The organism is Candidatus Accumulibacter sp. ACC007 (assembly GCF_907163205.1).
Taxonomy (GTDB): Bacteria; Pseudomonadota; Gammaproteobacteria; order Burkholderiales; family Rhodocyclaceae; genus Accumulibacter; species Accumulibacter regalis.
Window position 1 is genome coordinate 210,168 of sequence record NZ_CAJQUD010000008.1, and the last position, 24,298, is coordinate 234,465.

The 24,298-nt window shown below is 62.4% G+C and carries 25 protein-coding genes; 15 read left to right on the forward strand and 10 right to left on the reverse strand.

Annotated elements, in window-relative coordinates; all coding sequences use genetic code 11:
• The first annotated feature begins 250 nt into the window (after positions 1-250).
• Together QZ634_RS17085 and QZ634_RS17090 are read left to right on the forward strand one after the other, a co-directional pair.
• Positions 251-994, forward strand: coding sequence for a TerC family protein (locus QZ634_RS17085; RefSeq protein ID WP_291990475.1), 744 nt, complete (start codon positions 251-253; stop codon positions 992-994).
• Complete coding sequence (locus QZ634_RS17090; RefSeq protein ID WP_291990477.1) at positions 991-1,419, forward strand: universal stress protein; 429 nt, start codon at positions 991-993, stop codon at positions 1,417-1,419. The genes QZ634_RS17085 and QZ634_RS17090 overlap by 4 nt, the downstream gene beginning before the upstream one ends.
• Positions 1,420-1,536: 117 nt before the next feature.
• Here the strand turns inward: QZ634_RS17090 and hslU are convergent, their stop codons facing one another.
• The 4 genes from hslU to QZ634_RS17110 all read right to left on the reverse strand — a co-directional run bounded on the left by hslU (position 1,537) and on the right by QZ634_RS17110 (position 5,917).
• Complete coding sequence (hslU, locus tag QZ634_RS17095; RefSeq protein ID WP_291990479.1) at positions 1,537-2,868, reverse strand: ATP-dependent protease ATPase subunit HslU; 1,332 nt, start codon at positions 2,866-2,868, stop codon at positions 1,537-1,539.
• A gap of 2 nt (positions 2,869-2,870) precedes the next feature.
• Positions 2,871-3,407: an ATP-dependent protease subunit HslV gene (hslV, locus tag QZ634_RS17100; protein WP_043564063.1), complete on the reverse strand. Its 537-nt coding sequence runs from the start codon at positions 3,405-3,407 to the stop codon at positions 2,871-2,873.
• Between the two features lie 19 nt (positions 3,408-3,426).
• Entirely contained in the window at positions 3,427-4,566 is a 1,140-nt protein-coding gene (locus tag QZ634_RS17105; RefSeq protein WP_291990481.1) for an STAS domain-containing protein, read from the reverse strand.
• Between the two features lie 289 nt (positions 4,567-4,855).
• Positions 4,856-5,917 carry a GTP-binding protein gene (locus tag QZ634_RS17110; RefSeq protein ID WP_291990483.1) on the reverse strand — a complete coding sequence of 354 codons (1,062 nt, stop codon included), beginning with the start codon at positions 5,915-5,917 and terminating at the stop codon, positions 4,856-4,858.
• Between the two features lie 254 nt (positions 5,918-6,171).
• On the opposite strand from QZ634_RS17110, the gene QZ634_RS17115 reads away from it, so the two are divergent.
• Genes QZ634_RS17115 through msrA form a run of 3 tightly spaced genes read left to right on the forward strand, consistent with a single transcriptional unit; the run spans position 6,172 to position 8,187 of the window.
• A complete protein-coding gene (locus QZ634_RS17115) occupies positions 6,172-7,005 on the forward strand; it encodes a thioredoxin family protein (RefSeq protein WP_291990485.1) in 834 nt (277 codons plus the stop codon).
• Positions 7,006-7,024: 19 nt separating this feature from the next.
• A complete protein-coding gene (msrB, locus tag QZ634_RS17120; RefSeq protein ID WP_291990487.1) occupies positions 7,025-7,543 on the forward strand; it encodes a peptide-methionine (R)-S-oxide reductase MsrB in 519 nt (172 codons plus the stop codon).
• Positions 7,540-8,187, forward strand: a complete 648-nt coding sequence (msrA, locus tag QZ634_RS17125) for a peptide-methionine (S)-S-oxide reductase MsrA (RefSeq protein ID WP_291990489.1) — start codon at positions 7,540-7,542, stop codon at positions 8,185-8,187. The genes msrB and msrA overlap by 4 nt, the downstream gene beginning before the upstream one ends.
• Before the next feature lie 39 nt (positions 8,188-8,226).
• On the opposite strand, the gene QZ634_RS17130 is transcribed toward msrA, so the two are convergent.
• On the reverse strand, positions 8,227-9,417 hold the full coding sequence (locus tag QZ634_RS17130) for a class I SAM-dependent rRNA methyltransferase (RefSeq protein ID WP_291990491.1): 1,191 nt from the start codon (positions 9,415-9,417) through the stop codon (positions 8,227-8,229).
• Positions 9,418-9,656: 239 nt separating this feature from the next.
• Here QZ634_RS17130 and QZ634_RS17135 point away from each other — a divergent pair, with 239 nt between their 5' ends.
• The 3 genes from QZ634_RS17135 to QZ634_RS17145 are packed head-to-tail and all read left to right on the forward strand — an operon-like array spanning position 9,657 to position 11,148.
• Entirely contained in the window at positions 9,657-10,016 is a 360-nt protein-coding gene (locus tag QZ634_RS17135) for a hypothetical protein (protein WP_291990493.1), read from the forward strand.
• 3 nt (positions 10,017-10,019) lie between these two features.
• Entirely contained in the window at positions 10,020-10,646 is a 627-nt protein-coding gene (locus tag QZ634_RS17140) for an SCO family protein (protein WP_291990495.1), read from the forward strand.
• Positions 10,647-10,671: 25 nt separating this feature from the next.
• Positions 10,672-11,148 carry a hypothetical protein gene (locus QZ634_RS17145; RefSeq protein WP_291990497.1) on the forward strand — a complete coding sequence of 159 codons (477 nt, stop codon included), beginning with the start codon at positions 10,672-10,674 and terminating at the stop codon, positions 11,146-11,148.
• A 91-nt stretch (positions 11,149-11,239) separates the two neighbouring features.
• Here the strand turns inward: QZ634_RS17145 and QZ634_RS17150 are convergent, their stop codons facing one another.
• The 4 genes from QZ634_RS17150 to QZ634_RS21610 form a co-directional block, all read right to left on the reverse strand.
• Complete coding sequence (locus tag QZ634_RS17150) at positions 11,240-11,371, reverse strand: hypothetical protein (protein WP_291990499.1); 132 nt, start codon at positions 11,369-11,371, stop codon at positions 11,240-11,242.
• Positions 11,372-11,459: 88 nt separating this feature from the next.
• Positions 11,460-12,113 (reverse strand): DUF47 family protein, encoded by a 654-nt coding sequence (locus QZ634_RS17155; RefSeq protein ID WP_291990501.1) that lies wholly within the window; start codon positions 12,111-12,113, stop codon positions 11,460-11,462.
• A 25-nt stretch (positions 12,114-12,138) separates the two neighbouring features.
• The gene (locus tag QZ634_RS17160; RefSeq protein WP_366145416.1) at positions 12,139-12,825 is read right to left on the reverse strand and encodes an inorganic phosphate transporter; all 687 of its coding nucleotides are present in this window, start codon (positions 12,823-12,825) and stop codon (positions 12,139-12,141) included.
• Positions 12,795-13,193 (reverse strand): inorganic phosphate transporter, encoded by a 399-nt coding sequence (locus tag QZ634_RS21610; protein ID WP_366145417.1) that lies wholly within the window; start codon positions 13,191-13,193, stop codon positions 12,795-12,797. The genes QZ634_RS17160 and QZ634_RS21610 overlap by 31 nt, the downstream gene beginning before the upstream one ends.
• Positions 13,194-13,326: 133 nt before the next feature.
• On the opposite strand from QZ634_RS21610, the gene QZ634_RS17165 reads away from it, so the two are divergent.
• Together QZ634_RS17165 and QZ634_RS17170 are read left to right on the forward strand one after the other, a co-directional pair.
• Entirely contained in the window at positions 13,327-14,172 is an 846-nt protein-coding gene (locus QZ634_RS17165; protein WP_291990503.1) for a neutral zinc metallopeptidase, read from the forward strand.
• Positions 14,172-15,044 (forward strand): peptidoglycan DD-metalloendopeptidase family protein, encoded by an 873-nt coding sequence (locus QZ634_RS17170; RefSeq protein ID WP_291990506.1) that lies wholly within the window; start codon positions 14,172-14,174, stop codon positions 15,042-15,044. The genes QZ634_RS17165 and QZ634_RS17170 overlap by 1 nt, the downstream gene beginning before the upstream one ends.
• Positions 15,045-15,159: 115 nt before the next feature.
• On the opposite strand, the gene fur is transcribed toward QZ634_RS17170, so the two are convergent.
• Complete coding sequence (gene fur / locus QZ634_RS17175) at positions 15,160-15,633, reverse strand: ferric iron uptake transcriptional regulator (protein ID WP_291990508.1); 474 nt, start codon at positions 15,631-15,633, stop codon at positions 15,160-15,162.
• Positions 15,634-15,818: 185 nt separating this feature from the next.
• Here fur and QZ634_RS17180 point away from each other — a divergent pair, with 185 nt between their 5' ends.
• From QZ634_RS17180 to carB, 5 genes are all read left to right on the forward strand, one after another.
• Positions 15,819-16,301: an outer membrane protein assembly factor BamE gene (locus QZ634_RS17180; RefSeq protein ID WP_291990510.1), complete on the forward strand. Its 483-nt coding sequence runs from the start codon at positions 15,819-15,821 to the stop codon at positions 16,299-16,301.
• 1 nt (position 16,302) lies between these two features.
• Positions 16,303-17,109 (forward strand): 4-hydroxy-tetrahydrodipicolinate reductase, encoded by an 807-nt coding sequence (dapB, locus tag QZ634_RS17185; RefSeq protein WP_291990512.1) that lies wholly within the window; start codon positions 16,303-16,305, stop codon positions 17,107-17,109.
• Between the two features lie 33 nt (positions 17,110-17,142).
• Positions 17,143-19,701: a response regulator gene (locus QZ634_RS17190; protein ID WP_291990514.1), complete on the forward strand. Its 2,559-nt coding sequence runs from the start codon at positions 17,143-17,145 to the stop codon at positions 19,699-19,701.
• A 219-nt stretch (positions 19,702-19,920) separates the two neighbouring features.
• A complete protein-coding gene (gene carA / locus QZ634_RS17195) occupies positions 19,921-21,078 on the forward strand; it encodes a glutamine-hydrolyzing carbamoyl-phosphate synthase small subunit (RefSeq protein WP_291990517.1) in 1,158 nt (385 codons plus the stop codon).
• A complete protein-coding gene (gene carB / locus QZ634_RS17200) occupies positions 21,062-24,268 on the forward strand; it encodes a carbamoyl-phosphate synthase large subunit (protein ID WP_291990519.1) in 3,207 nt (1,068 codons plus the stop codon). The genes carA and carB overlap by 17 nt, the downstream gene beginning before the upstream one ends.
• Positions 24,269-24,298 lie beyond the last annotated feature (30 nt).

The window sequence follows — 24,298 nt, forward strand, 5'->3', positions numbered from 1 at the left end:
CGCGGCGCCGTTTTTCGTTGTCCATTGGCCAATCCCGTGTCCGCCCTCTTCCTGCGCAAAGCCGCCATGCGAAGGCTTTCCAGGCCGTCACCAACCGAATCGACGGGGTCAATCCGTCCGGGCAGGTGTGAGACAATCAGCAAGCTCTGCACGCCCAAGCGCATCACCCTCGCATCGCGCCTCCGATGTCCGAACCTCCCCGCACGCGGACGGGCGGCCGGTGGAAGCGGCAACAAGGATAGACACACCCATGCTCGACCTCGCCTCACCGACCTTCTGGATCGCAGTCCTGCAGATTATCGCCATCGACATTCTGCTCGGCGGGGACAACGCCGTGGTCATTGCGCTGGCCTGCCGCAAGCTGCCCGACGCGCAGCGCAACAAAGGTATTTTCTGGGGGGTAGTCGGAGCGATCGGCCTGCGGGTTGTCCTGATCTATTTCGCCCTGCAACTCCTTGCCGTTCCTTACCTCAAGATCGTCGGCGGATTGCTGCTCTTCTGGATCGGCATCAAACTGGTGATCCCGGAGAACGACGAGGGACATGGCAACGTCGCGACCAGCGCGACATTGGCCGGTGCAATCAAGACCATCATCGTCGCCGACGCCGTCATGAGCGTCGACAACGTCATCGCCGTCGCTGCAGCGTCACACGGATCGATCCTTCTCGTGGTCTTTGGCATCGCGGTTTCGGTCCCTATCGTCGTCTGGGGCAGCAAACTGGTCCTGCTGCTGATGGATCGCTACCCGGTGGTGATCACCGCCGGCGGCGGACTGCTGGGCTGGATCGGCGGCGGCATGCTGCTTACCGACCCGACCATCCCGGCAAGCTGGCGCGAGATCGTTCCCTACAGTACTTACCTGGCGTCAGCGCTGGGTGCACTGATGGTGGTCCTGACCGGAAAGGTACTGGCGAGCCGGCAGCATCAAGGACATCCGAGTAGTGAGCTCACCACGGCAAGCGGCAGAGAACTAATGGAAGGAAAACCGAAGTGAAAGCACACTGGCTGGTTCCTGTCGACGGTTCAGCGCCCAGTCTGCGTGCCGTCGAACATGTCGTGCGCCAGGCGCCGTCCGCTACCGCCACGCCGACGATCAGTCTGGTGAACGTGCAGGCGGCACTGCCCTCGGACATCACGCGTTTTGTCAGCAAGAAAAACGTCGACGACTACCACCGGGAATCCGGCGAGGCGGCGTTGGCGAAAGCCTGCGCCAGACTGGAGGCGGCGGGCCTCGCTTACTCGAAGCACATCCTGGTCGGCGAAGCCTCTCAGGCAGTCGCTGATTACGCCAGAGAGCACGACTGCACGCTGATCGTCATGGGCTCACGTGGTCTCGGCTCGGTCGCCGGCATCCTGCTCGGCTCGGTCACCACGCGGGTCGTACATCTGTCCGAGCTGCCAGTCGTCGTGATCAAATAGCCAACGCCGCGCGCTCGTCACGCGGCGACTTCGTCAGTCCGACTCGAGGAACAATCTGCCGAAGGGCTGCGCGGAGGCGCTCATCGAGGTGACGGCGGTCACCGCCTGCGACAAGGACTACAAGACGTAGCGCGACAGATCCTCGTTCTTCGCCAGTTCGGCGAGACGGGCGTCAACGTAGGCGGCGTCGATGGCCACTCTCTCGAAGCGGCCCTCGCTGGCAACAAACGACACCTCCTCAAGCAAGCGCTCCATCACCGTATGCAGCCGGCGGGCGCCGATGTTTTCGGTTCGCTCATTGACCGACCAGGCAATCTCGGCCAGCCGTCTGACACCCTCGTCCGAAAAGTCGAGGGTCACGCCTTCGGTGGTCAACAACGCCTCGTACTGCTTGGTCAGGCAGGCGTCGGTCTGCGTCAGAATGCACTCGAAGTCGGCCACCGACAGCGAATCGAGTTCGACACGGATCGGAAAGCGGCCCTGCAACTCGGGAATCAAATCGGAGGGCTTGGCCAGGTGGAAAGCGCCGCTGGCAATGAACAGCACGTGGTCGGTACGAATCATCCCGTACTTGGTCGACACTGTCGTACCTTCGACCAGCGGCAGCAAGTCACGCTGCACGCCCTGACGCGAGACGTCGACGCCCTGAGTATCGCTACGCGAGGCGATTTTGTCGATTTCGTCGAGAAAGACGATGCCGTTCTGCTCGACGTTTCTGACCGCCGTCAGCTTGACGTCCTCATCGTTGACCAGCTTCGCGGCTTCCTCGTCGACCAACAGCCGGCGCGCCTCGGAAATCTTCAGCTTGCGCGACTTCTTGCGACCGCCACCCATGTTCTGGAACATGCCCTGGATTTGCGAGGTCAGCTCCTCCATTCCTGGCGGCGCAAAGATCTCGGCCTGCATAGATGGTGCTGCCACCTCGATTTCAATTTCCTTGTCATCGAGCTCGCCTTCGCGCAGCTTCTTGCGAAACTTCTGCCTTGTCGTGCTCTCTTCACTCGCCTGCGTGTCATTGAAGTAGGTCGCACGCGCGGATGGTAGCAAAGCGTCGAGAACGCGCTCTTCGGCGGCGTCCTGGGCGCGCTCGCGAACGCCCGTCATCGCCTGCTCACGTACACTCTTGATGGCAATCTCGACCAGGTCACGAATAATCGTCTCGACGTCGCGCCCGACGTAGCCAACCTCGGTGAACTTGCTGGCCTCGATCTTGATGAAGGGCGCGTTCGCCAGCCGCGCCAGGCGCCGCGCGATCTCCGTCTTGCCAACGCCAGTGGGGCCGATCATCAGGATGTTCTTGGGGGTGATCTCCTGCCGCAGCGGCTCGGCCACCTGCGCCCGCCGCCAGCGGTTGCGCAGGGCAATGGCCACGGCCTTCTTGGCCTTGCCCTGACCAACGATGTGCTTGTCGAGTTCGTGGACGATTTCCTGCGGAGTCATGGACGACATGTTTATTCCAGCACCTCGATGGTGAAATTCTGATTGGTGTAGATACAAAGATCGCTGGCAATCTGTAGCGACTTGCGGACCACCTCGGTCGGATCAAGCTCACTGTTCTCGACCAGTGCCCGCGCCGCCGAATGTGCAAAAGCGCCGCCGGAGCCAATGGCAACGATTCCGTATTCCGGTTCGACGACGTCTCCATTGCCGGTGATGATCAGCGAATTCTCCCGGTCGGCAACGGCGAGCATCGCCTCAAGGCGCCGCAGCGCCCGATCGCTGCGCCAGTCCTTGGCCAGTTCGACCGCCGAACGCATAAGGTTTCCCTGGTGCTTGTCGAGCTTCGCTTCAAAGCGTTCGAAAAGCGTAAAGGCATCCGCTGTGCCACCCGCAAAACCGGCGAGAATCTCGCCCTGGTGTATGCGGCGAACTTTGCGCGCGCTGGCCTTGATCACCAGGTTGCCCAGTGTCACCTGCCCGTCGCCGCCCATGGCCACACGCTTGCCGCGGCGAACCGACAGAATCGTCGTCCCGTGGTACTGATCCATCAACAACTCCCGTGGTTTGTTAATTCCTGGCCAGATCGATTTCCGCCACGCTGCGCAAGCCCACGACCCGGAACAACTCGGCAAGCAGGTGGTTGGGATGACGGACAATGATCTGTCGCCCCGAGCGTTTGACCGTGGTCAAAGCGTTGAGCAAGGCTCCGGCACTGAGGAAGTCCATGCGCGTCACCGTCGAACAGTCAATCAGTACCGGATCTTTGGCCGCAGCGTACGCCTGCAGGTCGCTGAAACGGGCACCCCTGATTTCGCCCTTGATGACATAGGCCTCGGTCAGCAGTTGATCGGCAGCCGCCAGCTCCAGCGGCGCAGGCTCGCTATCGGCCACTCGCTCAAACTCCCAGGACGGCGGAGATATTTCAAAGGTCACCGCGTAGTTGATCGCCATTTCCTCGAACACTTCCAGCTGCCCGCGCAGCTGGCAAAGTTCGAGCTTCAGCAGCCAGCAAGCCCGGTCTTCCGGGCGGCCGGCAGCAATGCGGCTGTCGAGCAAAGCACCAAGACCATCGCGACCCAGCAAATCGATCGCGCCCCTACCCCGACGCGCTTGCTGCAGCAGCGCGAGAAGCCGTTCACAGCCCGCCGCCTCCAGCTGACGCACCTTCGACAAATCAAGGCGAAGCTGCGGATTCGTCTTGAGGGCCAGGCGAACCGCCTCAAAGCCGGCCTCGTTGTCGCCGAGCAAGTCACCCTTGAAGAGCGCCGTTCCAACCACTTTTCCCGCCTCGCGTGCGCCGACTGCGGCGTCGCGCCAGACCGGAGGCTGCTTCTCGAAGGCTTGCGCGTACTCGACCTCAAGTGCCTCGAAGGCGGATTTCTGCCCGGTCAGGCGGAGGAGATCAAAAAGCATCAGCCACAACCGCTCCCCCGGGCCAGAGCGACGTACGCTGGTCGACTTTTCCAGCAACGAGCGAGCCGCAGAGTCCTGCCCATTGGCAAAAAACATCGCCGCCTCTTCGGCTTCGGCGTCAAGCGGATCGAGTTCTGCTTCGACCTGAAACTCGGCAGCAATCTCGCTGAACACGAACTCGCTGAGATCCAGCGGCGGATTTTCGCTGGTGGGCGCCGGCGTGGCGAAGGGGATATCGGAGCGGGCCAGACCCACCGGAGCAGCGACCGGCTTCGCCTTTTCCTTGGACGACACGCCAGTGGCCGAGCCGCGATCGTTTGTTGGCTGCGGGACAGCTGCCGGCCGGGCACGCATTATCTTTTCCGGCTGCTTCTTGAAAAATGAAAAGACCATGGGCGAGAGGGAATGCAGATGATTTTGCGATGGAATCCCCTTGTAACACATCGTCCAGCACACTGCAATTTGAACCCGGATTCGAGACATCCGGCGACTTCGGCAAAATCAGCGAAATGAGCAGCCGAGGCGCCTTCGGCAGCTGGCGCGATGTCAATTCCGGTCAGGCGCGGCCCCGAACTTGCACCAGTCAGTCGCCGGGACTTCCGACCACGACCCCGCAGAACATGGCAAACGCGTCTTCGACGACGTCTTGCGCCAGGGCCCGAACGATGAACACCAGACGACTGCGATGGTCTTCGTCCGGCCACTCCGGCAGCGCCAATTCCGGATAGCGGACATGCTCTACGCAATGAACGATGCGCGGCGCGGTCTCGCCCTCGACGTGGATCAGGCCCTTGACGCGCAGGATGCGCTCGCCGCAAGTGGAGAGCAGCACGTCGATCGCTTCGGCAAAGTCCGGCCAGGCGAAAGGCTGCTCGAAACGCAGCACGAAAGCATGCACCTGGGCATCGTGACGATTGATGTCATGGACGTGCGCTCGCGGCTGCCCGGCGCGTATGGCAGCAATCTTCTCCTCGGCCAGCCAACGGCGAACGTCGGCGCTACGGGTCAGCGGATCGTAGAGGCCGCAGCCGATCAGCTGCGCGGCGTCGACGCTCCCCAGACGGACCTCGATTTGTGTCGCACCAGGATTGGCACGCGCCAACCGCCGGGCCACACGGGCAATCTCCTCGGGCGTCGCCAGATCGCATTTGGTGAGCAAAAGGCGGTCAGCCATCGCCACCTGGCGGACGGCCTCGAAATGGCGCCCGAGTTGGCCATCCGCGTGCGTGACATCGACCGCCGTGACCACTCCGTCGATACGAAAGCGCTCGGCAATGAAAAAGTCTTCGAGCAAGGTGTACAACACAGGTGCCGGATCGGCGAGACCCGTAGTTTCGATCAGCACCCGCGAGAAAGCGGGAATTTCGCGGCGCAAGCGGCGCATGAACAGGTCGCGCAGGCTACGCGCAAGTTCGCCACGAACGCTGCAACAAAGGCAGCCGGAAGCGAGAACGATGAGATTGTCGTCAACTTTGTCGACCAGGCGATGATCTACCGCGACTTCGCCGAACTCGTTAATCATCACCGCCGCGTCGGCGAGCTCCGGCTGCCGCAGCAGATGATTGAGCAGTGTCGTCTTGCCAGCACCGAGAAAACCAGTCAGCAGGGTGACCGGAATGGCCCGCTGCAGGTCTACGCGTGGCATGGCTGCAGTCCCTGCGCACCGGCGGAACGCGCAAGCACCGCCAGGAGAATCAACAGGGCAACGTTTCCAGCAACAAACGCTTCGCGGACAGGCTTCGAGAAAGTGGGGCTGGTCATCATGGCTGCAAATTAACAGCGCAGACGATGTTCTCTGTCAAGCATGGTGTCAGGCAGTGCAGCCTTTGCCTGACGAAAAAAGAGTAAGGTTTTCCCGTCTTGCTACGACCATCTGGAAAATCCAACCAGGAGAAAACGATGTCTTCCACGCGCAGATGGTCACCAGCAGTTGCTGTGCTGGCCGTACTCTGTCTGGCGCCGTCACCCGCTGCGCAAGCGGCGGGCTGCGCGAAACAGAGTCCCGCGCACCGCGTCGCGCTGGTCGAGTTGTACACCTCCGAGGGCTGCAGCAGCTGCCCACCCGCAGACCAGTGGCTGGGGGAACTGTCGCAACGCTTTTCGGCCGAACAGCTGGTCGCGCTGTCGCTGCACGTCGACTACTGGGACTACATTGGCTGGCAGGATCCCTTCGCCCAGCCAGCCTTCGCCGAACGGCAGCGCTGGCTGGCGCGTCTGGCCAAGTCAAGTACGGTGTACACCCCCGAGGTGTTTACGAGCATGAAGGAATTGCGCGCATGGCACACCCCGGCCCACTTCGCCGAGCGCGTCGAGAAGATCAACCGGCTGCCCGCGGCTGCCGACATCGCTCTGCAGATGCGGCAGGCAGGCGATAACGCCGTTGATCTGGAGGCACGCTTCACGCTCCGCGAAGGCGCGCGTGCGGGGCGCGCGGCGGAAGCAATCGTGATCATTTACGAGAACCAGCTGCGCAGCGACATTCGTGCCGGCGAAAACAGCGGCGTCACGCTGCAACACGACCGAGTGGTCCGCTTCTGGTCGATAGCCTTTCCGCTCGGCAATGCAGACGGAAGCGCACTCTGGCGGCAGACACTGAAAATCCCGGCCGACTGGCAGCGCAAGCAGCTCGGCGTCGCGGCCTTTGTGCAGGATCCGCAAGGCGGTGAGGTATTACAAGCGCTAGCCATGCCTGGCTGCCTGCAGCCGGCCGCCGCTACGGCAGCACGAAGCTGATCTTTCTTTGGAGAAAACAATGGACCGTCGTCAATCACTGAAATGGCTGGGCGGCTTGACCGCCTTCATCCTGCCGGTTGCGGCTCCCGGCACCAGCTGGGCAGGCAGCGGCGCCGCAGCCACCACCGGGCTGTCAAAATCGAAAACGGAATGGGCCGACTTGCTGCCAGCGGCCGCTTATCGCGTCCTTTTCGAGGAGGATACGGAACGCGCGGGTACTAGCCCCCTGAACCAGGAAAAGCGTGACGGAATGTTCATCTGCGCCGCTTGCTACCTGCCCTTGTTCGACAGCTCGACGAAGTACGAAAGCGGTACCGGCTGGCCGAGTTTCTGGGCGCACCTGCCACAGTCCGTGGCCACCAGGACCGACTTCAAGCTCTTCTATCCGCGTACCGAATATCACTGCACGCGCTGCGGAGGGCATCAGGGGCACGTCTTCAACGACGGCCCCAAACCAACGGGTAAGCGCTTCTGCAACAATGGCGTCGCGCTGCAGTTCGTGGCGCGTAACGAGAAACTGCCGGAGCTGCGGACATGAGCGCTCGGCGACTCTTGGCGGCACTGTCCATGCTGGTTCTCGGCACCACAGCCGGCGCCGCGGGAACAGCAACGGAGACTACGGACCGGCCCGCCAAAGTGACGACGGCGCCCGGCCCGGCCACGCCACAGACGGCGATCTTTGCCGGCGGTTGCTTCTGGTGCATCGAAGCCGATTTCGAAAAGCTACCCGGGGTGATTGCCGTCGAGTCCGGCTACACCGCTGGCCAGACCGTCAACCCGACCTACGAACAGGTCAGTGCGGGAGGCACCGGACATACCGAAGCGGTCCGCGTGCGCTACGACCCGCAACAGGTCAGCTACTCGCAGTTGGTCGAATACTTCTGGCGGCACATCGACCCGACGGTCAAGGACCGCCAGTTCTGCGACGTCGGCAGCCAGTACCGTAGTGGTGTTTACTGGCAAAACGACGCCGAGCGGAAGGTTGTCGAAAGCAGTCGCGACGCTCTTCTCAAGAGCGGCAAGATCACGCGCATCGAGACCGAATTGCAGCCGGCCTCGACCTTCTACCTGGCCGAGGAGTATCACCAGGATTACTATAGGAAGAACCCTGTCCGCTACGCCTATTACCGCAGCGGTTGCGGACGCGATATCCGGGTGCAGAACCTGTGGGGTAGTCGCTAGTCGCGACAGCCAGGCAGGCACCGAGCCGTCTGGCAATCGTCAATCCACTTGGCAGAGCAAGCCCTTGAGGTATTCGCCCTCGCTGAAGTGCAGCGCCACCGGGTGATCGGGCGGCGCCGACAGGCGGCGCAGGATACGAGCATCGCAACCGGCAGAGACCGCGGCGTCGGCGACGATCTGCTGGAAATGCTCGCTGCGAATGCCGCCGGAGCATGAATAAGTCATCAACAATCCACCCGGGTTGAGCAGGCGAAAACCAAACACATTGATATCCCGATAGGCGCGCGCGGCCCGTTCGGCGTGCGCCGCCGATGGCGCGAACTTGGGCGGATCGAGAATGACCAGGTCGAAACGCTGGCCATCGCTTTTCAGCGCGCGCAAGGTCTCGAAGACATCGGCCTCGCGCCACAAGGCGCGGTCTGCATCGAGCTGCGGGTTGAGCGCCATGTTGTCGGCGGCCATGGCCAGCGCCGGCCCCGAGGAATCGATCGACAGCACGCTCGCCGCGCCACCGGCCAGCGCCTGCAGTGAAAATGCGCCGGTGTAGCAGAAGCAGTTGAGCACCGAGCGGCCGGCAGAAAGCTGACGAGTGAGCAGGCGGTTGTCGCGCTGGTCCAGATAGAAGCCGGTCTTGTGGCCAGTAACGACGTCAACCTTGATACGCACACCGTTTTCGACGATGAGCAGCGCTGCTTCCGACGCCTCGCCGAGCAGCCAGCCGCTCACCGGTTCCAGCCCTTCCAGCCGGCGGACGTCCGAATCGGATCGCTCGTAGATGCGCTTGCAGCCCGTTGCCAGTTGCAGCGCGCCGGCAATCGCCGCGCGCCACTTTTCCGGACCGGTGGCGGTCAGCTGCACGACCACCGTATCGCCATAGCGATCGGCAATCAGGCCCGGCAGGCCGTCGGACTCGCCGTGAATCAAGCGCATGCCTCCCTCGCTGCTCAGTCCCGGCACCAGTCGGCGGCGCTCGACGGCCGTCAGAATGCGCCGCTTGAAGAAAGCGTCGTCAATGATTTCGTCGGCATTGAAGCTCCACACCCTGGCGCGGATCTTCGATTCCGGGCTCCAGGCGGCCTTTGCCAGCGGCCGACCGTTGGCGGCGACGACATCAACGGTGTCGCCGGGGCGGGCGCGACCCCGCAAGCGGTCGACCGAAACAGCGAAGATCCACGGATGACGGCGGGCAAGAGAACGATCCTTGCCCGGCAAAAGGACGAGTTGGGCCATGCGGGGTATCCAGCGCCCGGCGCTATGTCCAAGCGGCAATGAGGTAAGAGCGGCGCAGTGTACACCAGCCACACCCGCTACGCCCATCAGCGCTGCGTGCTCGTGCCGATATATCGGTGCCTGCTGGCCGTCCAGCGCTGCACTCGGCAGGGGACTTTTTGAGCGCCATCAACGAATGCCCCGGCCGGCAGCCCCTATAATCAAGCGCCGTATACTGCACCGTCCGCACTGGAGCCGCCATGAAACGCCTGACCTTGTTCGCCGCCTTTTGCTTTCTCGCCGGGCCGGCCGTGGCGACGCCGCAAGCCGCCGCTTCCGCACTCGCCACGATCGGCGATCTCGGACAGCTGAACGGCCAGGCGCTGGCCTGTGGCGCGATGGCGACCGCCGGCGAGGCCAAGAAACTGGTCATCCGGCATGCGCCGAAAAGCCGTCATTACGGCGAAACCTTCGAGGAGCAGACCAATGCCGCCTTCCTCGCCCAGGGTCAGAAAGACCGTGCGCCCTGCCCCTCGGCGGCGACTTTTGCCGACCGGCTAGACGAGCTATCCAGCCGCTTGCAGACCTTGCTGCCAGCGACACAAGCTGCAGGGCAGTAGGACATGATGAAAAAAAGGCTGCTCCTGCTGGCCCTTGCCGCAGGGCTTTCGCTACCGTCCGCGGCTGTCGATCTTGCCGCAGAGCAGCTGCCCCCCGAGCGCGAAACAGGCGTCATCAATAGCCGCTACCTGTTGATGGACGCCAACGGGCGCGCGGTCAGCAACCAGGACTTCCGCGGCCGCTTTCAGTTGCTCACCTTCGGCTATACCTACTGCCCGGACGTCTGTCCGACGACGCTCGCCGAGATGGCGATGGTCATCAACCGGCTCGGCAAGAACGCCGAGGCGCTGCAAGCGCTGTTCATCACTGTGGACCCGGAGCGTGACACTGCGGACACCCTGCGCAGCTACGTTGCCTTTTTCGACCCGCGCATCATCGCCTTGACCGGTTCGCCAGCGCTGGTCCGGAAAGCTGCCGACAACTTCAAGGTGCGCTACGAAAAAGTTCGCGAACCTGACGCTCCACCTGACCAGTACGCGGTCGACCACAGCGCCGGAATGGTTCTTCTCGGTCCCGACGGTCGCTTTATCCGGAAGTTTGCCTATGCTATGCCAGCGGCACAGATTGCCGAGCACATTCTCGACATGATGGCCAGCAACGGACTGCGCCAGGCGCCCGCTTCAAAGTAGTCTCTTGCCACCGGAGAACCATGCAATGAAATCATCCGCTATTGTCGCTTTTCTTGTCCTCGCATCGGCAGCCGCCGAAAGTGCCGCCGAAACCTTGTCGTGCCCGGACCTGGCCACTGCCGTCCAGGTCGGCACCTGCCCCAGCGAGGCAGAACTCAAGTACACCTTCAACGGCTACTGCAGCGACAATCGACGCATGTACGAGCAAGACACCAGCGTGTGCACCGACTATCAGGCCTACCGAAAACTGAAAAATGTCGCCCAATGGGAATCGGCCGACGGCGCCTTTTCCGCCTACGTCTCGTGCGACCTGGCAGCGGAAACGATCAAGGCGATGCCGGTATCACGCATCGCGGCGGGCAAGCAGGGCAAGATAAGCCTGCTGACCTGCAGCTACGCCGAGGGCATCAGCTTCAGCTATCGTTCGCGGCGGCAATGCACCGTCGCCGGCAAAGGCGACTGTGCTGGCCACCCAGCCGCCTGCCAGGCGAGTTGCGACTGACCACGCTGAGCATCAAGCATAGCGCGAGCCACAAAATGAACGCGGCGCGTACCTGAGGTACGCGCCGCGGTGGTTAAAGGGTCCCGACCGGTCAGCTCGTGGGTTTTGACGGAGTGCTCATTTCAGCCCGGCCATCCTTGGCTTCATCAGCCGAACAGGCAACAGCCGTTGCACTCGACAGCGCCAACGCCAAGGCCATCAGGCGGGCGGTAAGCTTCTTCATACGCATCTCCTCGTGACTGTGCCGACGTTGGCAGCTCCAATGTAGGCCTAAGGTCTGGCCAATACAACCCCGATCGCAATAGCGGTTTTTAGCACAGCTTGACGACGATGTCGTCAAGGGCGTTGGCGGCATCGGCCACCCGATCCCCGGCATTGGACATGTGGCGATAGGTCTCACGCCGCTTGAACATATTGAGGTAGTCGTCGCCCTGGAAGAGCTCGACAATAGCGCGCCGATACGCTTTCTCGACCGTACGTTCAGCCTTCCGGGCGGCAGCGGCGTCGACGCCGGCAGCGGCCGGATCGCTCGCCAGGCGTGCAAAGCCGCGCGCCAGCGCGTCGGCACCTTCCCTGAGGTGTAGCGCCATTTCGAGGCTGTACTTGTCGGGCTGCAGGCCGAGAACATCCATCTCGACGACAGTCGACTTGCAGTAATTGACAATGTCGTCAAGAGTCATGATCGCGCGGTGGATGTCTTCGCGGTCGATCGGCGTCGAAAACGCTTCCGCCAGGACGCCCAGGTTGCTGGCCTTCATGCGATCAGCCTGGTGCTCGTCGGCACGAACTTTCTGGCTCACCGCCACGTCGCCGGTCTCCATGAACTCGACCAGCAGACGCGTGGTCTCGGCCGCGTTGGCGCTCTGTTCGGCAAGCATGCCGAAAAAGTCGGCGACCGTCGGGAAGACGCGCTCGTACAGACGGCGAAAAATTGGCTTGTTGGCGTGGGTCTCGTTTTCTTCCATGGTTCATCTCCTCAAGTATCAGGTGTCAGGTGGTCTGGCCAAGCATGATTCTGGTAATGGCATAAATAACAATTGACGTGAGCGCCGAAGCCGGGATGGTAATCACCCAGGTCTTGGCAATGTCCTTCGCCTTTTTCCAGCGTACGGCACGTGGACGCTCGGAGTAGCCGATGCCCATGATCGAAGTGGCAACCACGTGCGTCGTGGATACCGGCGCGCCGATCATCGACGCGGAAAAGATCAGCAGCGCCGAAGTGAGCTGCGAGTCAAAAGCGTGCAAGGGGCGAACCCGATAGATGGCAAAGCCGAGGGTACGCACGATGCGCCAGCCGCCGGACATGATGCCCAGGGTGATCGCCGCAGCGCAAGACAGCACCACCCAGAACGGCACTTCGAACGTGGGGATGAAGCCGCCGAGCAACAGCACCAGGGTGAGCATGCCCATGCTTTTCTGTGCGTCGTTGGCGCCGTGCGAAAAGGCCAGCCCGGCGGCGGTAACGAACTGCATCTTGCGCAGGGTCGCGTTGGCCGTCGGTTTGGCGCCCGCCAGCAGCCGGCGCCCGAGGCGGTGAATCCCGAAACCGACCCAGAAACCGAGCAGGGGCGAAACGAACAGCGCCAGGAGAACCTTCATCACCCCGGTCAGCTTGCCCTGAGTCATCAGTTCCTGGAAGCCCCAGATCACATGGTCGGAACCGACCGCCGCAACCACGGCGCCGGCCAGCCCACCAACCAGGGCATGCGACGACGAAGACGGAATGCCGAGCCACCAGGTCGCCAGGTCGCCAGGTTCCAGACGATGGCACCGAGCAGGCCACAGAACATGATCAGCACCGCAAGCTGTGGCTGCACATCCCCCAGATCGACGAACTTGCCGATGGTGTTGGCGACCGCGGTACCGCCGAGCAGTGGGCCCATGAACTCGAAGAAACCGACGATGCAAACGGCCTGAATCGGGGTCATCGCCCGCGACGCGATCACCGTGGCCACGATATTTGCGGCATCATGAAAGCCGTTGGTGTAGTCGAAGATCAACACGACCACCACTGTGGCTACAGCCATCCAGAACAAAGTATCCATACGCACCCTTCTTGTAAAAAAGGTCTCTGCGGACCTCTACTTGTAAAAAGTGGGCGGATTATGCACGAAAATTTTGTTTAGCACACTTTGCGATGGCATTTTCAGCAAAAAATGTTCACCCCGAGGACAAATCATGCGCCTGGACAATCAACGGCAAAGTCAGAATGTTGAGGACCGGCGCGGCGGAACGATGCGGCGCGGCAGCGTCGCCCTGGTCATTGCGCTGGCCGCAAGCTACTTCCTGGGCATCGACCCTGCCCTGATTATGGATCCGGGGTCGGGCACCAGCACGCCCTCGCCGGCCGGTCGGCCGGCGAGGGCTCCAGCGACCACGGACGAGATGACAACCTTTGTCAGCAAAGTGCTGGGCAGCACCGAAATCGTCTGGCACGACATCTTCCAGCAGGCGGGGCGGCGCTACCAGGAACCGAAGCTGGTCCTGTTCACCGGCGCAACGCCCACCGCATGCGGCACCGGCCGTTCGGCGCTGGGTCCCTTCTACTGCCCCGCTGATCAGAAGGTCTACATCGACCTGGCGTTCTACCGCGACCTCCAGGAACGCTTTCGTGCCCCCGGCGAGTTCGCCCAGGCTTACGTCATCGCCCACGAAGTGGCTCACCACGTGCAGAACCTGCTCGGCATCTCGGCCAAGATACACGCCGCACAGCAAGGCGGCGGCCGACAAGCGGCGGCCAATGAACTGTCGGTGCGACTCGAACTGCAGGCCGACTGCTTTGCCGGCGTCTGGGGTCATCGCGCCGACACCATGCAGCAGATCGTCGAACCCGGCGAAATGGAGCAGGCGCTGGCTGCAGCCGCGGCGATCGGCGACGATCGCCTGCAACGACAAACGCAGGGCCAGGTGGTGCCGGAATCGTTCACCCACGGCACGTCCAGGCAACGCGTACGCTGGTTCAAGCGCGGCATGGACAGCGGCGACGTCCGACAATGCGACACTTTTTCGCCGGAGTCGCTGTGATGGCCGAGCGCATGGCCAGAATCTTCGCCAGCGCTGCCCTCTCCTGCACGGCTCTGCTGACGGCCCTGTTGCCAGCACCCTCAGCGCACGCTGCCCTTCCCACGGCAGCCAGTGTCCCGGGCGGCGTGGCGTTGATCGTACTTGGCCCGATTGCGGCCAACAGCACCCGGCCGCTGGCCTGGCTGGGCGAACAGCAGGTACTGGTGGCCGCCGAGGACGGGCAGTGGGTCGCGGTGGTCGGCCTTGACCTGGCGACCGCGGCGGGGACGTACGAGTTGCTCGTCGACATGGCCGGCGAATGGCAGTTGCAAGCCTTCACGGTCGCCGACAAGGACTATCCCGCGCAGCGGATCACGATGAAGGACAGCAGCAAGGTGCAGCTGTCGGCCAGCGACCTGGCGCGTGCCGAGGGGGAACTGGCCACCATTCAGCGCCTGAAGCGCCACTGGCGGGAGGCCGCGGACACCGACCTGGCTTTCGTCCTGCCGGCGCAAGGACGCCACAGCGGGCGTTTTGGCTTGCGCCGATTTTTCAACGGCGAGCCCCGCTCACCGCATGCCGGATTCGATATCGCCGTCGCGCGCGGGGCTACGGTCAAGGCGAATGCGCATGGCCAGGTGCTCGCCGTTGATGACTATTTCTTCAACGGCAAGACGGTGTTTGTCGATCACGGCAACGGCCTGATCAGCATGTACTGCCATCTCGATAGCGCCGCAGTGAACCCCGGCGACGCCGTAGCCAAGGGGCAGCGCATCGGCGCTGCCGGAATGACCGGCCGGGCCACCGGTCCCCACCTCCACTGGAGCGTGATCCTCAACGGCGCGATGGTGAATCCGGAACTGTTCGTGGCCAGATCCGGCAATGCACGCTGACGCCATGGATCGTCAACAAGGTTTGCGCGGAACGTGGTCGGTGACGGTCAGCGCTGGCCTGCGCATGGGCGCTCGGCCTACGGGTTCGAGGATCGAGCATCGACGACGCCGCGCTTTAGTCAGTGGGCGTCAGCTTGTCGCGCTCGCCAGGATTGCTAGTCGAACTGGCGCGATGCGGGCATTGCGCCTTGCTGCATTCCGCGTAAAGATAGAGCGCGTGTTCGCGAATCAGGAAGCCGCGCTCCTTGGCGATTTTCGTTTGTCGGCGCTCGATCTCGGCATCGTAGAATTCCTCGACGCGTCCACAGTCGATGCACACCAGATGATCGTGGTGTTGCCCGGCACTGAGTTCGAAAACCGCTTTGCCCGATTCGAAATAGTGACGTTCGAGCAAGCCCGCCTGTTCGAACTGGGTGAGAACGCGGTAAACGGTCGCCAGGCCAACGTCGAGGTTCTCGGCGAGCAGCAGCCGATAGACATCCTCTGCCGTCAGATGGCGGACCTCAGTCCTCTCGAACAGGGCGAGAATCTTGAGGCGCGGAAGCGTGGCTTTCAGCCCGATACTCTTCAGATTGTCGGAGTTACTCATCGTTTACCTTGGTCAGCTGCGGACGGAGTGGGCCTTTTTTTCGGTTATCATATACCGTCGACTGCCCTCGTGATCAGCCGCGGCACGTATTCCATCGGTTTGACGGTCGATCCGGGTACCGGTGGTGGCTACCCGTAGGCCAACACTCACTCCTCCTTGATCACTTACCACGATCCGACCAGAACATGATCTTCCCGCGATTTGCCACTACCGTCCTTGTTCTCTGCGCGCTATCGGCTTGCTCCGAGGTCCCGCGGATCATTTCCGAGTATCGGATCGACGTACAGCAGGGAAACGTGCTGACCCAGGAGATGGTTTCACAGTTGCGCCCCGGACTGACCAAGGATCAGGTACGCTTCATTCTGGGTACGCCGGTCCTGGTCGATATGTTTCATGCCAATCGCTGGGATTATTTCTATTGGCTGAAGAAAGGCAACAGCACCAAGGCCGAGACGCGGCGTTTTGCCGTTTTCTTTGACGATGACGGCAAGCTGGCGCGAGTCGCTGGCGATGTCGCGCCAGCGGAGCCAGGGGACGGTGCCGCGCCGCCCGAAAACCGGATTCGGGAGATCGACCTCGGCTCGCTCCCGACCGACGGAAGTGTAGCCGTGCCGCCGCCGGACGAACCGGGCTTCTTTGGGAAAATGTTGAACAGCGTGGGACTGTGACATGAACGCATTGAGAATCGCTATCGCAGGCGCTGGCGGGCGCATGGGGCGAATGCTGGTTGAAGCCACGCTCAAGGACGCACACGCGACGCTGGCAGCGGCAATCGACCAGCCCGGCGCAGCAGTGCTTGGCAAGGATGCGGGCGAAATGGTGGGCTCACCTTGCGGCGTAGCAATCAGCAGCGACAGCGACGCCGGAATTGCCCTGGCCAGCTGCCTGATCGACTTCACCAGACCCGAGGGCACGCTTGAGCACCTCGAAATCTGTCGCCGACATGGTACGGCAATTGTCATCGGCACCACCGGATTTGATGCCGCCGGCAAAAAGGCGATTGCCGCCGCCGCGCAGGATATCCCGGTGGTCTTTGCACCGAACATGAGCGTCGGCGTCAACGTCGTTTTCAAGCTGCTCGACGTGGCCGCCCGAATCCTGAACGAGGGATATGACGTAGAGGTCGTCGAAGCGCACCACCGCCAGAAGATCGATGCGCCGTCAGGAACCGCACTGCGCATGGGCGAGGTCGTCGCCCATGCGCTTGGTCGCGAACTGGGAGATTGCGCGATCTACGGTCGCCAGGGAGTCACCGGCGAGCGACTGCCGTCGACCATCGGCTTTGCCACCGTCCGCGGTGGCGATATCGTCGGCGACCACGATGTACTCTTCTGTGGTCTCGGCGAACGCGTGGAGATCGGCCACAAGGCAAGCAGCCGCATGCCGTATGCGCTGGGCAGCCTGCGTGCGGCCCATTTCCTGTCGCGCGTGAAGCACGGCCTGTTCGACATGCAGGATGTCCTCGGCCTGCGCTGAAGCTTCCCCAACCTTCCACCGACGGCCCCGACTTTGGCGCTGCACAACCCGCAACTGGCGCGCAAACTGGCCAGCGTACTGGGCGACGATCCAGAGGCTGCGCTTGAGCATCTGCAGTCCGTGCTTGCCGAGCAGTCGCCCGCCCTGGCGACCAGCGTTTCCCGCGTTCTCGAAGCGGCCGACAGTCTGGTATCGAAATACGCGCGCCTGCACGGCGTGCAATCCGAACTTTCGGGGGATGCCTTTTCGGATTGGCACCTTGGCGGCGGTCGCATCGAGTCGGGGCGCAACTGGAAACAGCTTCTCGGCTACGCCGAGGATGAACTTGCCGACAGTATCGCTGCCTGGCGCAAGCTGGCTCATCCGGAGGATCTGAAGGCCTTCAATGCAGTGGTCGCCGCACACGCTCAGGGCGAGATACCCGTCTTCCATTGCACCTGTCGTCTGCGCACCAAAACAGGCAAATGGAAATGGCTGCTGCTGAAAGGCCGGATCATCGCCCACGACGAGCATGGCGCCCCGTTGCGAATGCTGCTTCTACAGCGCGACATCAGCGACTTCAAACAAGCCGAGGAAGCGGCCCTGGTGGCCAAAGAAGCGGCCGAATCGGCCAACCGGGCGCGCGGCACCTTCCTGGCCAACATGAGCCACGAAATTCGCACGCCGATGAACGGGATCATCGGCATGACCGACCTCGCGCTCGACACGCAACTGGACGCCGAGCAGCGGCACTATCTGAAAACGGTCAAGTCTTCGGCTGAGTCTCTGCTGGCCATCGTCAACGACATTCTTGACTTTTCCAAGATCGAAGCGGGCAAACTGCGCTTTGAAGAAATCCCCTTTCCGTTGTCCAATCTGGTTTTCGACGCCGCCCGCACGCAGGCGATCACCGCCCACAAGAAAGGACTCGAACTAATCATTTCGCTGGCGCCGGATGTTCCGGGCAGGGTAATTGGCGACCCCGCGCGCCTGCGTCAGGTACTCGGCAATCTCATTGGCAACGCGATCAAGTTCACCGAGCACGGGGAGATTGAGGTAACCGTCTCGATCGACGAAGCAAGGACCGAGTCGACCCTCCTGCGTTTTGCCGTTCGCGATACCGGTATCGGCATTCCGGCGTCCCGGCAGGCGGCCATTTTTGGCGCGTTTTCGCAAGCAGACGATTCGACAACGCGGCGTTTTGGTGGAACCGGCCTGGGCCTGACGATCTGTACCCACCTGGTACAGATGATGAAGGGCCGGGTGTGGCTCGACAGTGTCGAAGGCCAGGGTTCCTGCTTCTATTTCACCGCCCGTCTTGGTGTCGATGCCAGCACGCAACGGTCACCGCCGATGACGCAATTCAGCGGCCAACGCGCCCTGCTGCTTGAACGGCACCCGACCGTTGCCGCGCAACTGGCCACAGTGCTCGCGCAATGCGGCGTTGACACGGCGAAAATCAGCGATTCCGAGGCCGCTATCCGGGCGATCGAAAAATCACGCGCCATCGGCTTCCCCTACGACTACGTACTGGTCGACGCGCTGATGCCGCCGCCGGGAGGACTGGCCCTGGCCGAGTCATGGCGAGGAGGCAGCTGTCCCGAAAAACTGATCGTCCTGCTGACCACCGAACAACAGCGGCAAGAGCTCGATCGCCTGCGCGAGCTAGCCGTCGGCACGCACCTGGTCAAACCGATCGCCGCCGAGGATTTGGTCGCCGCTCTCAAGCTGGTCTCCGGCGACGGTGACGAAGGGACGGAAATCCTGGCGCCCTTTGACTTCGTGGCGGACGCGGGACGGACAACCACCCGGCACATCAACGCCTTGTTGGTGGAAGACAACCCGGTCAACCAGGAACTTGCGCGACGTCTTCTGGAAAAGCGCGGCTACCAGGTAACCCTGGCCAACAACGGCGCTGAAGCGATCGATCACTTTGAGCAGCAGCCCTTCGATCTGATCCTGATGGACGTGCAGATGCCGGTCATGGGCGGAATCGAAGCGACCGAATCGATTCGCGCCCGCGAGATGCGGCGCAGCTGGGTAATGTCGCACGAGTTCAAATCGGTGAGCATCATTGCCATGACCGCCAACGCCATGGAGGGTGACCGCGAGTTATGCCTCGAAGCGGGGATGAACGACTACGTCGCCAAACCGATCAGGCCACAGGATCTGTATGCAGCCATCGATCGCTGCCTGGCCCCGGAAAGCAACGAGGATTCGGCACCGCCACTGCCGAATGCGACGCTGTCGGCCACCTCGCTCGATCTGACGGCGGCAGCGCGCGATCTGGGTGATCGCGAGTTGCTGCTGACCATGGCCGGAATGCTGGTCGCCGAATGGCAACAGCACATGGGGTGGATAACGACCAGTCTGCGCAACCGGGAAGCCGCACAATTGTCGATGGGCGCGCATACCCTGAAAAGCCTTCTCGCCATGTTTCATGCCGAGAAGGCTCGCCGTCTGGCGCTCGCTATCGAGCATGCAGCGAAGCCCGCCGCCGGTGGCGACGTCGATTGGTCGCAGTGCATTCGGCTCGCTGACGCGCTCGCCGAGGAAATGGAACGGCTGAAACCCGAAATGGATCGTTTCGTACGTGGCGAGCGGACCGTGTAGGACGCTGTCGATGCCCTCCAGGTGACCCACCCCACGCTCCCTTCGACGCACCTCGCGACACACCAACGCACGGCGCAGATTGCCCAACAAGGGTGCGCTCCCGTATAATGCCTCGGCTTGCAAGGATCCGAGCGGGAGGGCCGTGCGCCCGTCCCGCTTTTGCATGTCTTCAGCCCGGACCGGCGACGCATTCACCAGCAGCATCAACAGGAGTCTTTCGTGCCCTTGTTACCCACTCTTCCGCCGGCGATTCTCGCACTGGCCGATGGGACGATTTTTCGCGGCCATGCCATCGGCGCCGGCGGCAGCACCAGCGGCGAGGTCGTATTCAACACCGCGATGTCCGGCTATCAGGAGATCCTTACCGATCCCTCGTACTGCCGCCAGATCGTTACTCTCACCTACCCGCACATCGGTAACGTCGGCTGCAACGCCGAAGACTTCGAGTCGCGTGGCAACTACGCGGCCGGCCTGGTCATTCGCGACCTGCCGATTCGCGCCGAGAGCTGGCGCCTGCAGGAAACCCTGCCCGACTACCTGCAGAAACACGGTGTCGTCGCCATCGCCGGCATCGACACTCGCCAGCTCACCCGCATTCTGCGCGAAGGCGGTGCCCAGGCTGGCTGCATCATGGCCATCGACGTTGATGACCAGGAGGCAATCGCCGCAGCAAGGAACTTCCCCGGTCTCGCCGGCATGGACCTGGCCAAGGTGGTGAGCACTGCAGCGCCCTACGAATGGGCGGCCGGCGAATGGACGCTGGACGGCTATCGCGCGGTCGCCAAGGGACAGTTTCATGTCCTGGCCTACGATTTCGGCGTCAAGCACAACATTCTGCGCATGCTTGCCGATCGCGGCTGCCAGGTCACGGTCGTGCCGGCGCAAACACCGGCCGCCGAAGTCCTCAGGCGACAGCCCAATGGCGTATTTCTGTCCAATGGCCCAGGCGACCCGGAACCCTGCGCCTACGCCATCGAGGCGATCCGCGAAATCCTTGCCGCCGGGGTGCCGACTTTCGGTATCTGCCTTGGCCATCAGCTGCTGGCGCTGGCGTCCGGCGCCAGAACGACGAAAATGAAGTTCGGTCATCATGGCGCCAACCACCCGGTCAAGGACCTGCGCACCGGGCAAGTATTGATCACCAGTCAGAACCACGGTTTCGCGGTGGACGCCGAGACGCTGCCACCGACGCTGCTGCCGACGCACGTATCGCTCTTCGACGGCTCGCTGCAGGGCATCGCGCGCAGCGACGTCGCCGCCTTTTCCTTTCAGGGCCACCCGGAAGCCAGCCCGGGGCCACACGACATCGCGCATCTGTTCGACCGCTTTGTCCAGATGATGCAAGACAAGAAGGGGCAAAATGCCCAAACGCACTGACATCAAGAGCATTCTCATCATCGGCGCAGGTCCGATCGTCATCGGTCAGGCCTGCGAGTTCGATTACTCGGGCGCGCAAGCCTGCAAGGCGCTGCGCGAGGAGGGCTACCGGATAATCCTGGTGAACTCGAACCCGGCGACGATCATGACCGATCCGGACATGGCCGACGTGACCTACATCGAGCCGATCAACTGGCAGACCGTCGAGAAGATCATCAGCCGCGAGCGGCCCGACGTGCTGCTGCCGACGATGGGCGGGCAGACGGCGCTGAACTGCGCCCTTGACCTGGCCAGGCATGGCGTTCTCGACAAGTTCGGCGTCGAGATGATCGGCGCCACCAAGGAGGCCATCGACAAGGCTGAAGACCGGGAGAAGTTCAAGCAGGCGATGACCAGGATCGGTCTCGGCTCGGCACGCTCGGCAATGGCGCACTCGATGGAGGAAGCGCTGCAGGTGCAGGCGATGATTGGGTATCCGACCATCATCCGGCCATCGTTCACGATGGGCGGTTCGGGCGGCGGCATTGCCTACAACCAGGAGGAATTCCTCGACATCTGCGAGCGCGGCCTGGAGGCCAGCCCGACCCGCGAGCTGCTCATCGAGGAGTCGCTGATCGGCTGGAAAGAGTTCGAGATGGAGGTCGTTCGCGACCGCAACGACAACTGCATCATCGTCTGCGCAATCGAGAACCTCGACCCGATGGGCGTGCACACCGGCGATTCGATCACCGTCGCGCCAACGCAAACGCTGACCGACAAGGAATACCAGATCATGCGTAACGCCTCGGTGGCGGTCTTGCGCGAGATCGGCGTCGACACCGGCGGTTCCAACGTGCAGTTCGCGATCAACCCGCGTGACGGGCGAATGATCGTCATCGAAATGAATCCACGCGTCTCGCGCTCGTCGGCGCTGGCTTCGAAGGCCACCGGTTTCCCGATCGCCAAAGTGGCCGCCAAGCTGGCAGTCGGCTATACGCTCGACGAGCTGGCCAACGAAATTACCGGCGGCAAGACCCCGGCGTCGTTCGAACCGTCGATCGACTACGTGGTCACCAAGGTACCGCGTTTCGCCTTCGAGAAGTTCCCCGAGGCCGACTCGCGCCTGACCACGCAAATGAAGTCGGTCGGCGAAGTGATGGCCATCGGGCGGACCTTTCAGGAGTCGCTGCAAAAAGCCTTGCGTGGTCTGGAAATCGGCGTCGACGGTTTCGACGAGCGGACGACCGACCGCGAAGAGATCGAGATGGCGCTCAGCGAAGCGCGCCCGGAACGGATCTGGTACATCGCTGACGCCATGCGCATCGGAATGAGCCTCGATGAAATTCACCGCCTAACGGCGATCGACCCGTGGTTTCTGGCGCAAATAGAAGATCTCTACAAGCAGGCAGAACAAATCCGCGGCCAGCCGCTGGAGTCGCTGTCACGCGAGGAATTGCGGCACCTCAAGCGTGCAGGCTTCTCGGACAAGCGTCTGGCGACGCTGATGCAGACCACCCAGACCGCGGTTCGCGAGCGCCGCCACGCGCTGCAGGTTCGCCCGGTTTACAAGCGCGTGGACACCTGCGCCGCCGAATTTTCAACCGATACCGCCTACATGTACTCGACCTATGAGGACGAGTGCGAGTCGAATCCCAGCGACCGCAAGAAGATCATGGTCCTCGGCGGCGGCCCCAACCGGATCGGTCAGGGAATCGAGTTCGACTACTGCTGCGTGCATGCGGCACTGGCACTGCGCGAAGATGGCTACGAGACGATCATGGTCAACTGCAATCCGGAGACCGTATCGACCGACTATGACACCTCGGATCGCTTGTACTTCGAACCGCTGACACTCGAAGACGTCCTGGAAATCGTCGCCGTCGAGAAGCCCTATGGCGTCATCGTACAATATGGCGGGCAGACCCCGCTGAAACTGGCCCGCGACCTCGAAGCCAACGGCGTCCCGATCATCGGCACCAGCCCGGACATGATCGATGCCGCCGAAGACCGTGAACGCTTCCAGAAACTGCTGCACGATCTGGGTCTCAGGCAGCCGGCCAACCGTACCGCACGTACCGAGCCCGACGCCTTGCGCCTGGCCGCCGAGATCGGCTATCCGCTGGTCGTTCGTCCGTCCTACGTCCTCGGCGGTCGGGCCATGGAAATCGTCCATGACCCGCGCGACCTCGAACGCTACATGCGTGAAGCAGTGAAGGTTTCCAACGACTCGCCGGTCCTCCTCGACCGCTTCCTCAACGACGCTTGCGAAGTCGACGTCGACGCCCTCTGCGATGGCGACGAGGTGCTCATCGGCGGCGTCATGGAGCACATTGAACAGGCCGGGGTCCACTCCGGTGATTCGGCGTGTTCGCTGCCTCCCCATTCACTGTCGGCCGAGTTGCAGGATGAAATGCGCCGGCAGACACGGCTGATGGCCAAGGGCCTCAACGTCTGCGGCCTGATGAACGTCCAGTTCGCCATCCAGGACGACGTTGTCTTTGTCCTCGAGGTCAACCCGCGCGCCTCGCGTACCGTTCCCTTTGTCTCCAAGGCCACCGGCCTGCAGCTGGCCAAGATTGCGGCGCGCTGCATGGTCGGGCAGTCACTGGCCAGCCAGGGTTTCAACAAGGAAGTCATCCCCAATTACTTCTCGGTCAAGGAAGCCGTTTTCCCCTTCGTCAAGTTCCGCGGAGTGGACACCATTCTTGGCCCGGAAATGAAATCGACAGGTGAGGTCATGGGCGTCGGGGTCAGCTTTGCCGAGGCCTTCGTCAAGAGCCAGACGGCGGCCAGCGTGCGCCTTCCCCGCTCAGGGCAGGTATTCGTCAGTGTCAAGGACTCCGACAAGCCACAGGCCGTAGCCATTGCCCGCGATCTGCGCGCGGAGGGGTTCACCCTGCTGGCGACGCGCGGCACGGCCGCCGCGATCGCCGCGGCGGGAATCGAGGTAACGCCGGTTAACAAGGTCACCGAAGGGCGCCCGCACGTCGTCGACATGATCAAGAACAACGAAGTCGTCCTGATCATCAACACCGTGGACGAAAAACGCACGGCGATCAACGACTCGCGCTCTATCCGGACTTCCGGCCTGGCCGCGCGCGTAACCATCTACACCACGATCTGGGGCGCCGAGGCAGCAGCCGCAGGAATCAGAAATCGCGGCGCATTGGTCGTCTATCCGATCCAGGAATTGCACGCACAATTGCGTTGATTAATCCATCGAAGCGTGGCGACCACCCGC

What these genes read in the sequence shown, in the direction of transcription:
- QZ634_RS17085 (WP_291990475.1), top strand. Translation starts at nt 251, where the DNA reads ATGCTCGACCTCGCCTCACCGACCTTCTGGATCGCAGTCCTGCAGATT.
- hslU (WP_291990479.1), bottom strand. Translation starts at nt 2,868, where the DNA reads ATGTCGTCCATGACTCCGCAGGAAATCGTCCACGAACTCGACAAGCAC.
- hslV (WP_043564063.1), bottom strand. Translation starts at nt 3,407, where the DNA reads ATGGATCAGTACCACGGGACGACGATTCTGTCGGTTCGCCGCGGCAAG.
- QZ634_RS17110 (WP_291990483.1), bottom strand. Translation starts at nt 5,917, where the DNA reads ATGCCACGCGTAGACCTGCAGCGGGCCATTCCGGTCACCCTGCTGACT.
- QZ634_RS17115 (WP_291990485.1), top strand. Translation starts at nt 6,172, where the DNA reads ATGTCTTCCACGCGCAGATGGTCACCAGCAGTTGCTGTGCTGGCCGTA.
- msrB (WP_291990487.1), top strand. Translation starts at nt 7,025, where the DNA reads ATGGACCGTCGTCAATCACTGAAATGGCTGGGCGGCTTGACCGCCTTC.
- msrA (WP_291990489.1), top strand. Translation starts at nt 7,540, where the DNA reads ATGAGCGCTCGGCGACTCTTGGCGGCACTGTCCATGCTGGTTCTCGGC.
- QZ634_RS17130 (WP_291990491.1), bottom strand. Translation starts at nt 9,417, where the DNA reads ATGGCCCAACTCGTCCTTTTGCCGGGCAAGGATCGTTCTCTTGCCCGC.
- QZ634_RS17135 (WP_291990493.1), top strand. Translation starts at nt 9,657, where the DNA reads ATGAAACGCCTGACCTTGTTCGCCGCCTTTTGCTTTCTCGCCGGGCCG.
- QZ634_RS17140 (WP_291990495.1), top strand. Translation starts at nt 10,020, where the DNA reads ATGATGAAAAAAAGGCTGCTCCTGCTGGCCCTTGCCGCAGGGCTTTCG.
- QZ634_RS17145 (WP_291990497.1), top strand. Translation starts at nt 10,672, where the DNA reads ATGAAATCATCCGCTATTGTCGCTTTTCTTGTCCTCGCATCGGCAGCC.
- QZ634_RS17150 (WP_291990499.1), bottom strand. Translation starts at nt 11,371, where the DNA reads ATGAAGAAGCTTACCGCCCGCCTGATGGCCTTGGCGTTGGCGCTGTCG.
- QZ634_RS17155 (WP_291990501.1), bottom strand. Translation starts at nt 12,113, where the DNA reads ATGGAAGAAAACGAGACCCACGCCAACAAGCCAATTTTTCGCCGTCTG.
- QZ634_RS21610 (WP_366145417.1), bottom strand. Translation starts at nt 13,193, where the DNA reads ATGGATACTTTGTTCTGGATGGCTGTAGCCACAGTGGTGGTCGTGTTG.
- QZ634_RS17165 (WP_291990503.1), top strand. Translation starts at nt 13,327, where the DNA reads ATGCGCCTGGACAATCAACGGCAAAGTCAGAATGTTGAGGACCGGCGC.
- QZ634_RS17170 (WP_291990506.1), top strand. Translation starts at nt 14,172, where the DNA reads ATGGCCGAGCGCATGGCCAGAATCTTCGCCAGCGCTGCCCTCTCCTGC.
- fur (WP_291990508.1), bottom strand. Translation starts at nt 15,633, where the DNA reads ATGAGTAACTCCGACAATCTGAAGAGTATCGGGCTGAAAGCCACGCTT.
- QZ634_RS17180 (WP_291990510.1), top strand. Translation starts at nt 15,819, where the DNA reads ATGATCTTCCCGCGATTTGCCACTACCGTCCTTGTTCTCTGCGCGCTA.
- dapB (WP_291990512.1), top strand. Translation starts at nt 16,303, where the DNA reads ATGAACGCATTGAGAATCGCTATCGCAGGCGCTGGCGGGCGCATGGGG.
- carB (WP_291990519.1), top strand. Translation starts at nt 21,062, where the DNA reads ATGCCCAAACGCACTGACATCAAGAGCATTCTCATCATCGGCGCAGGT.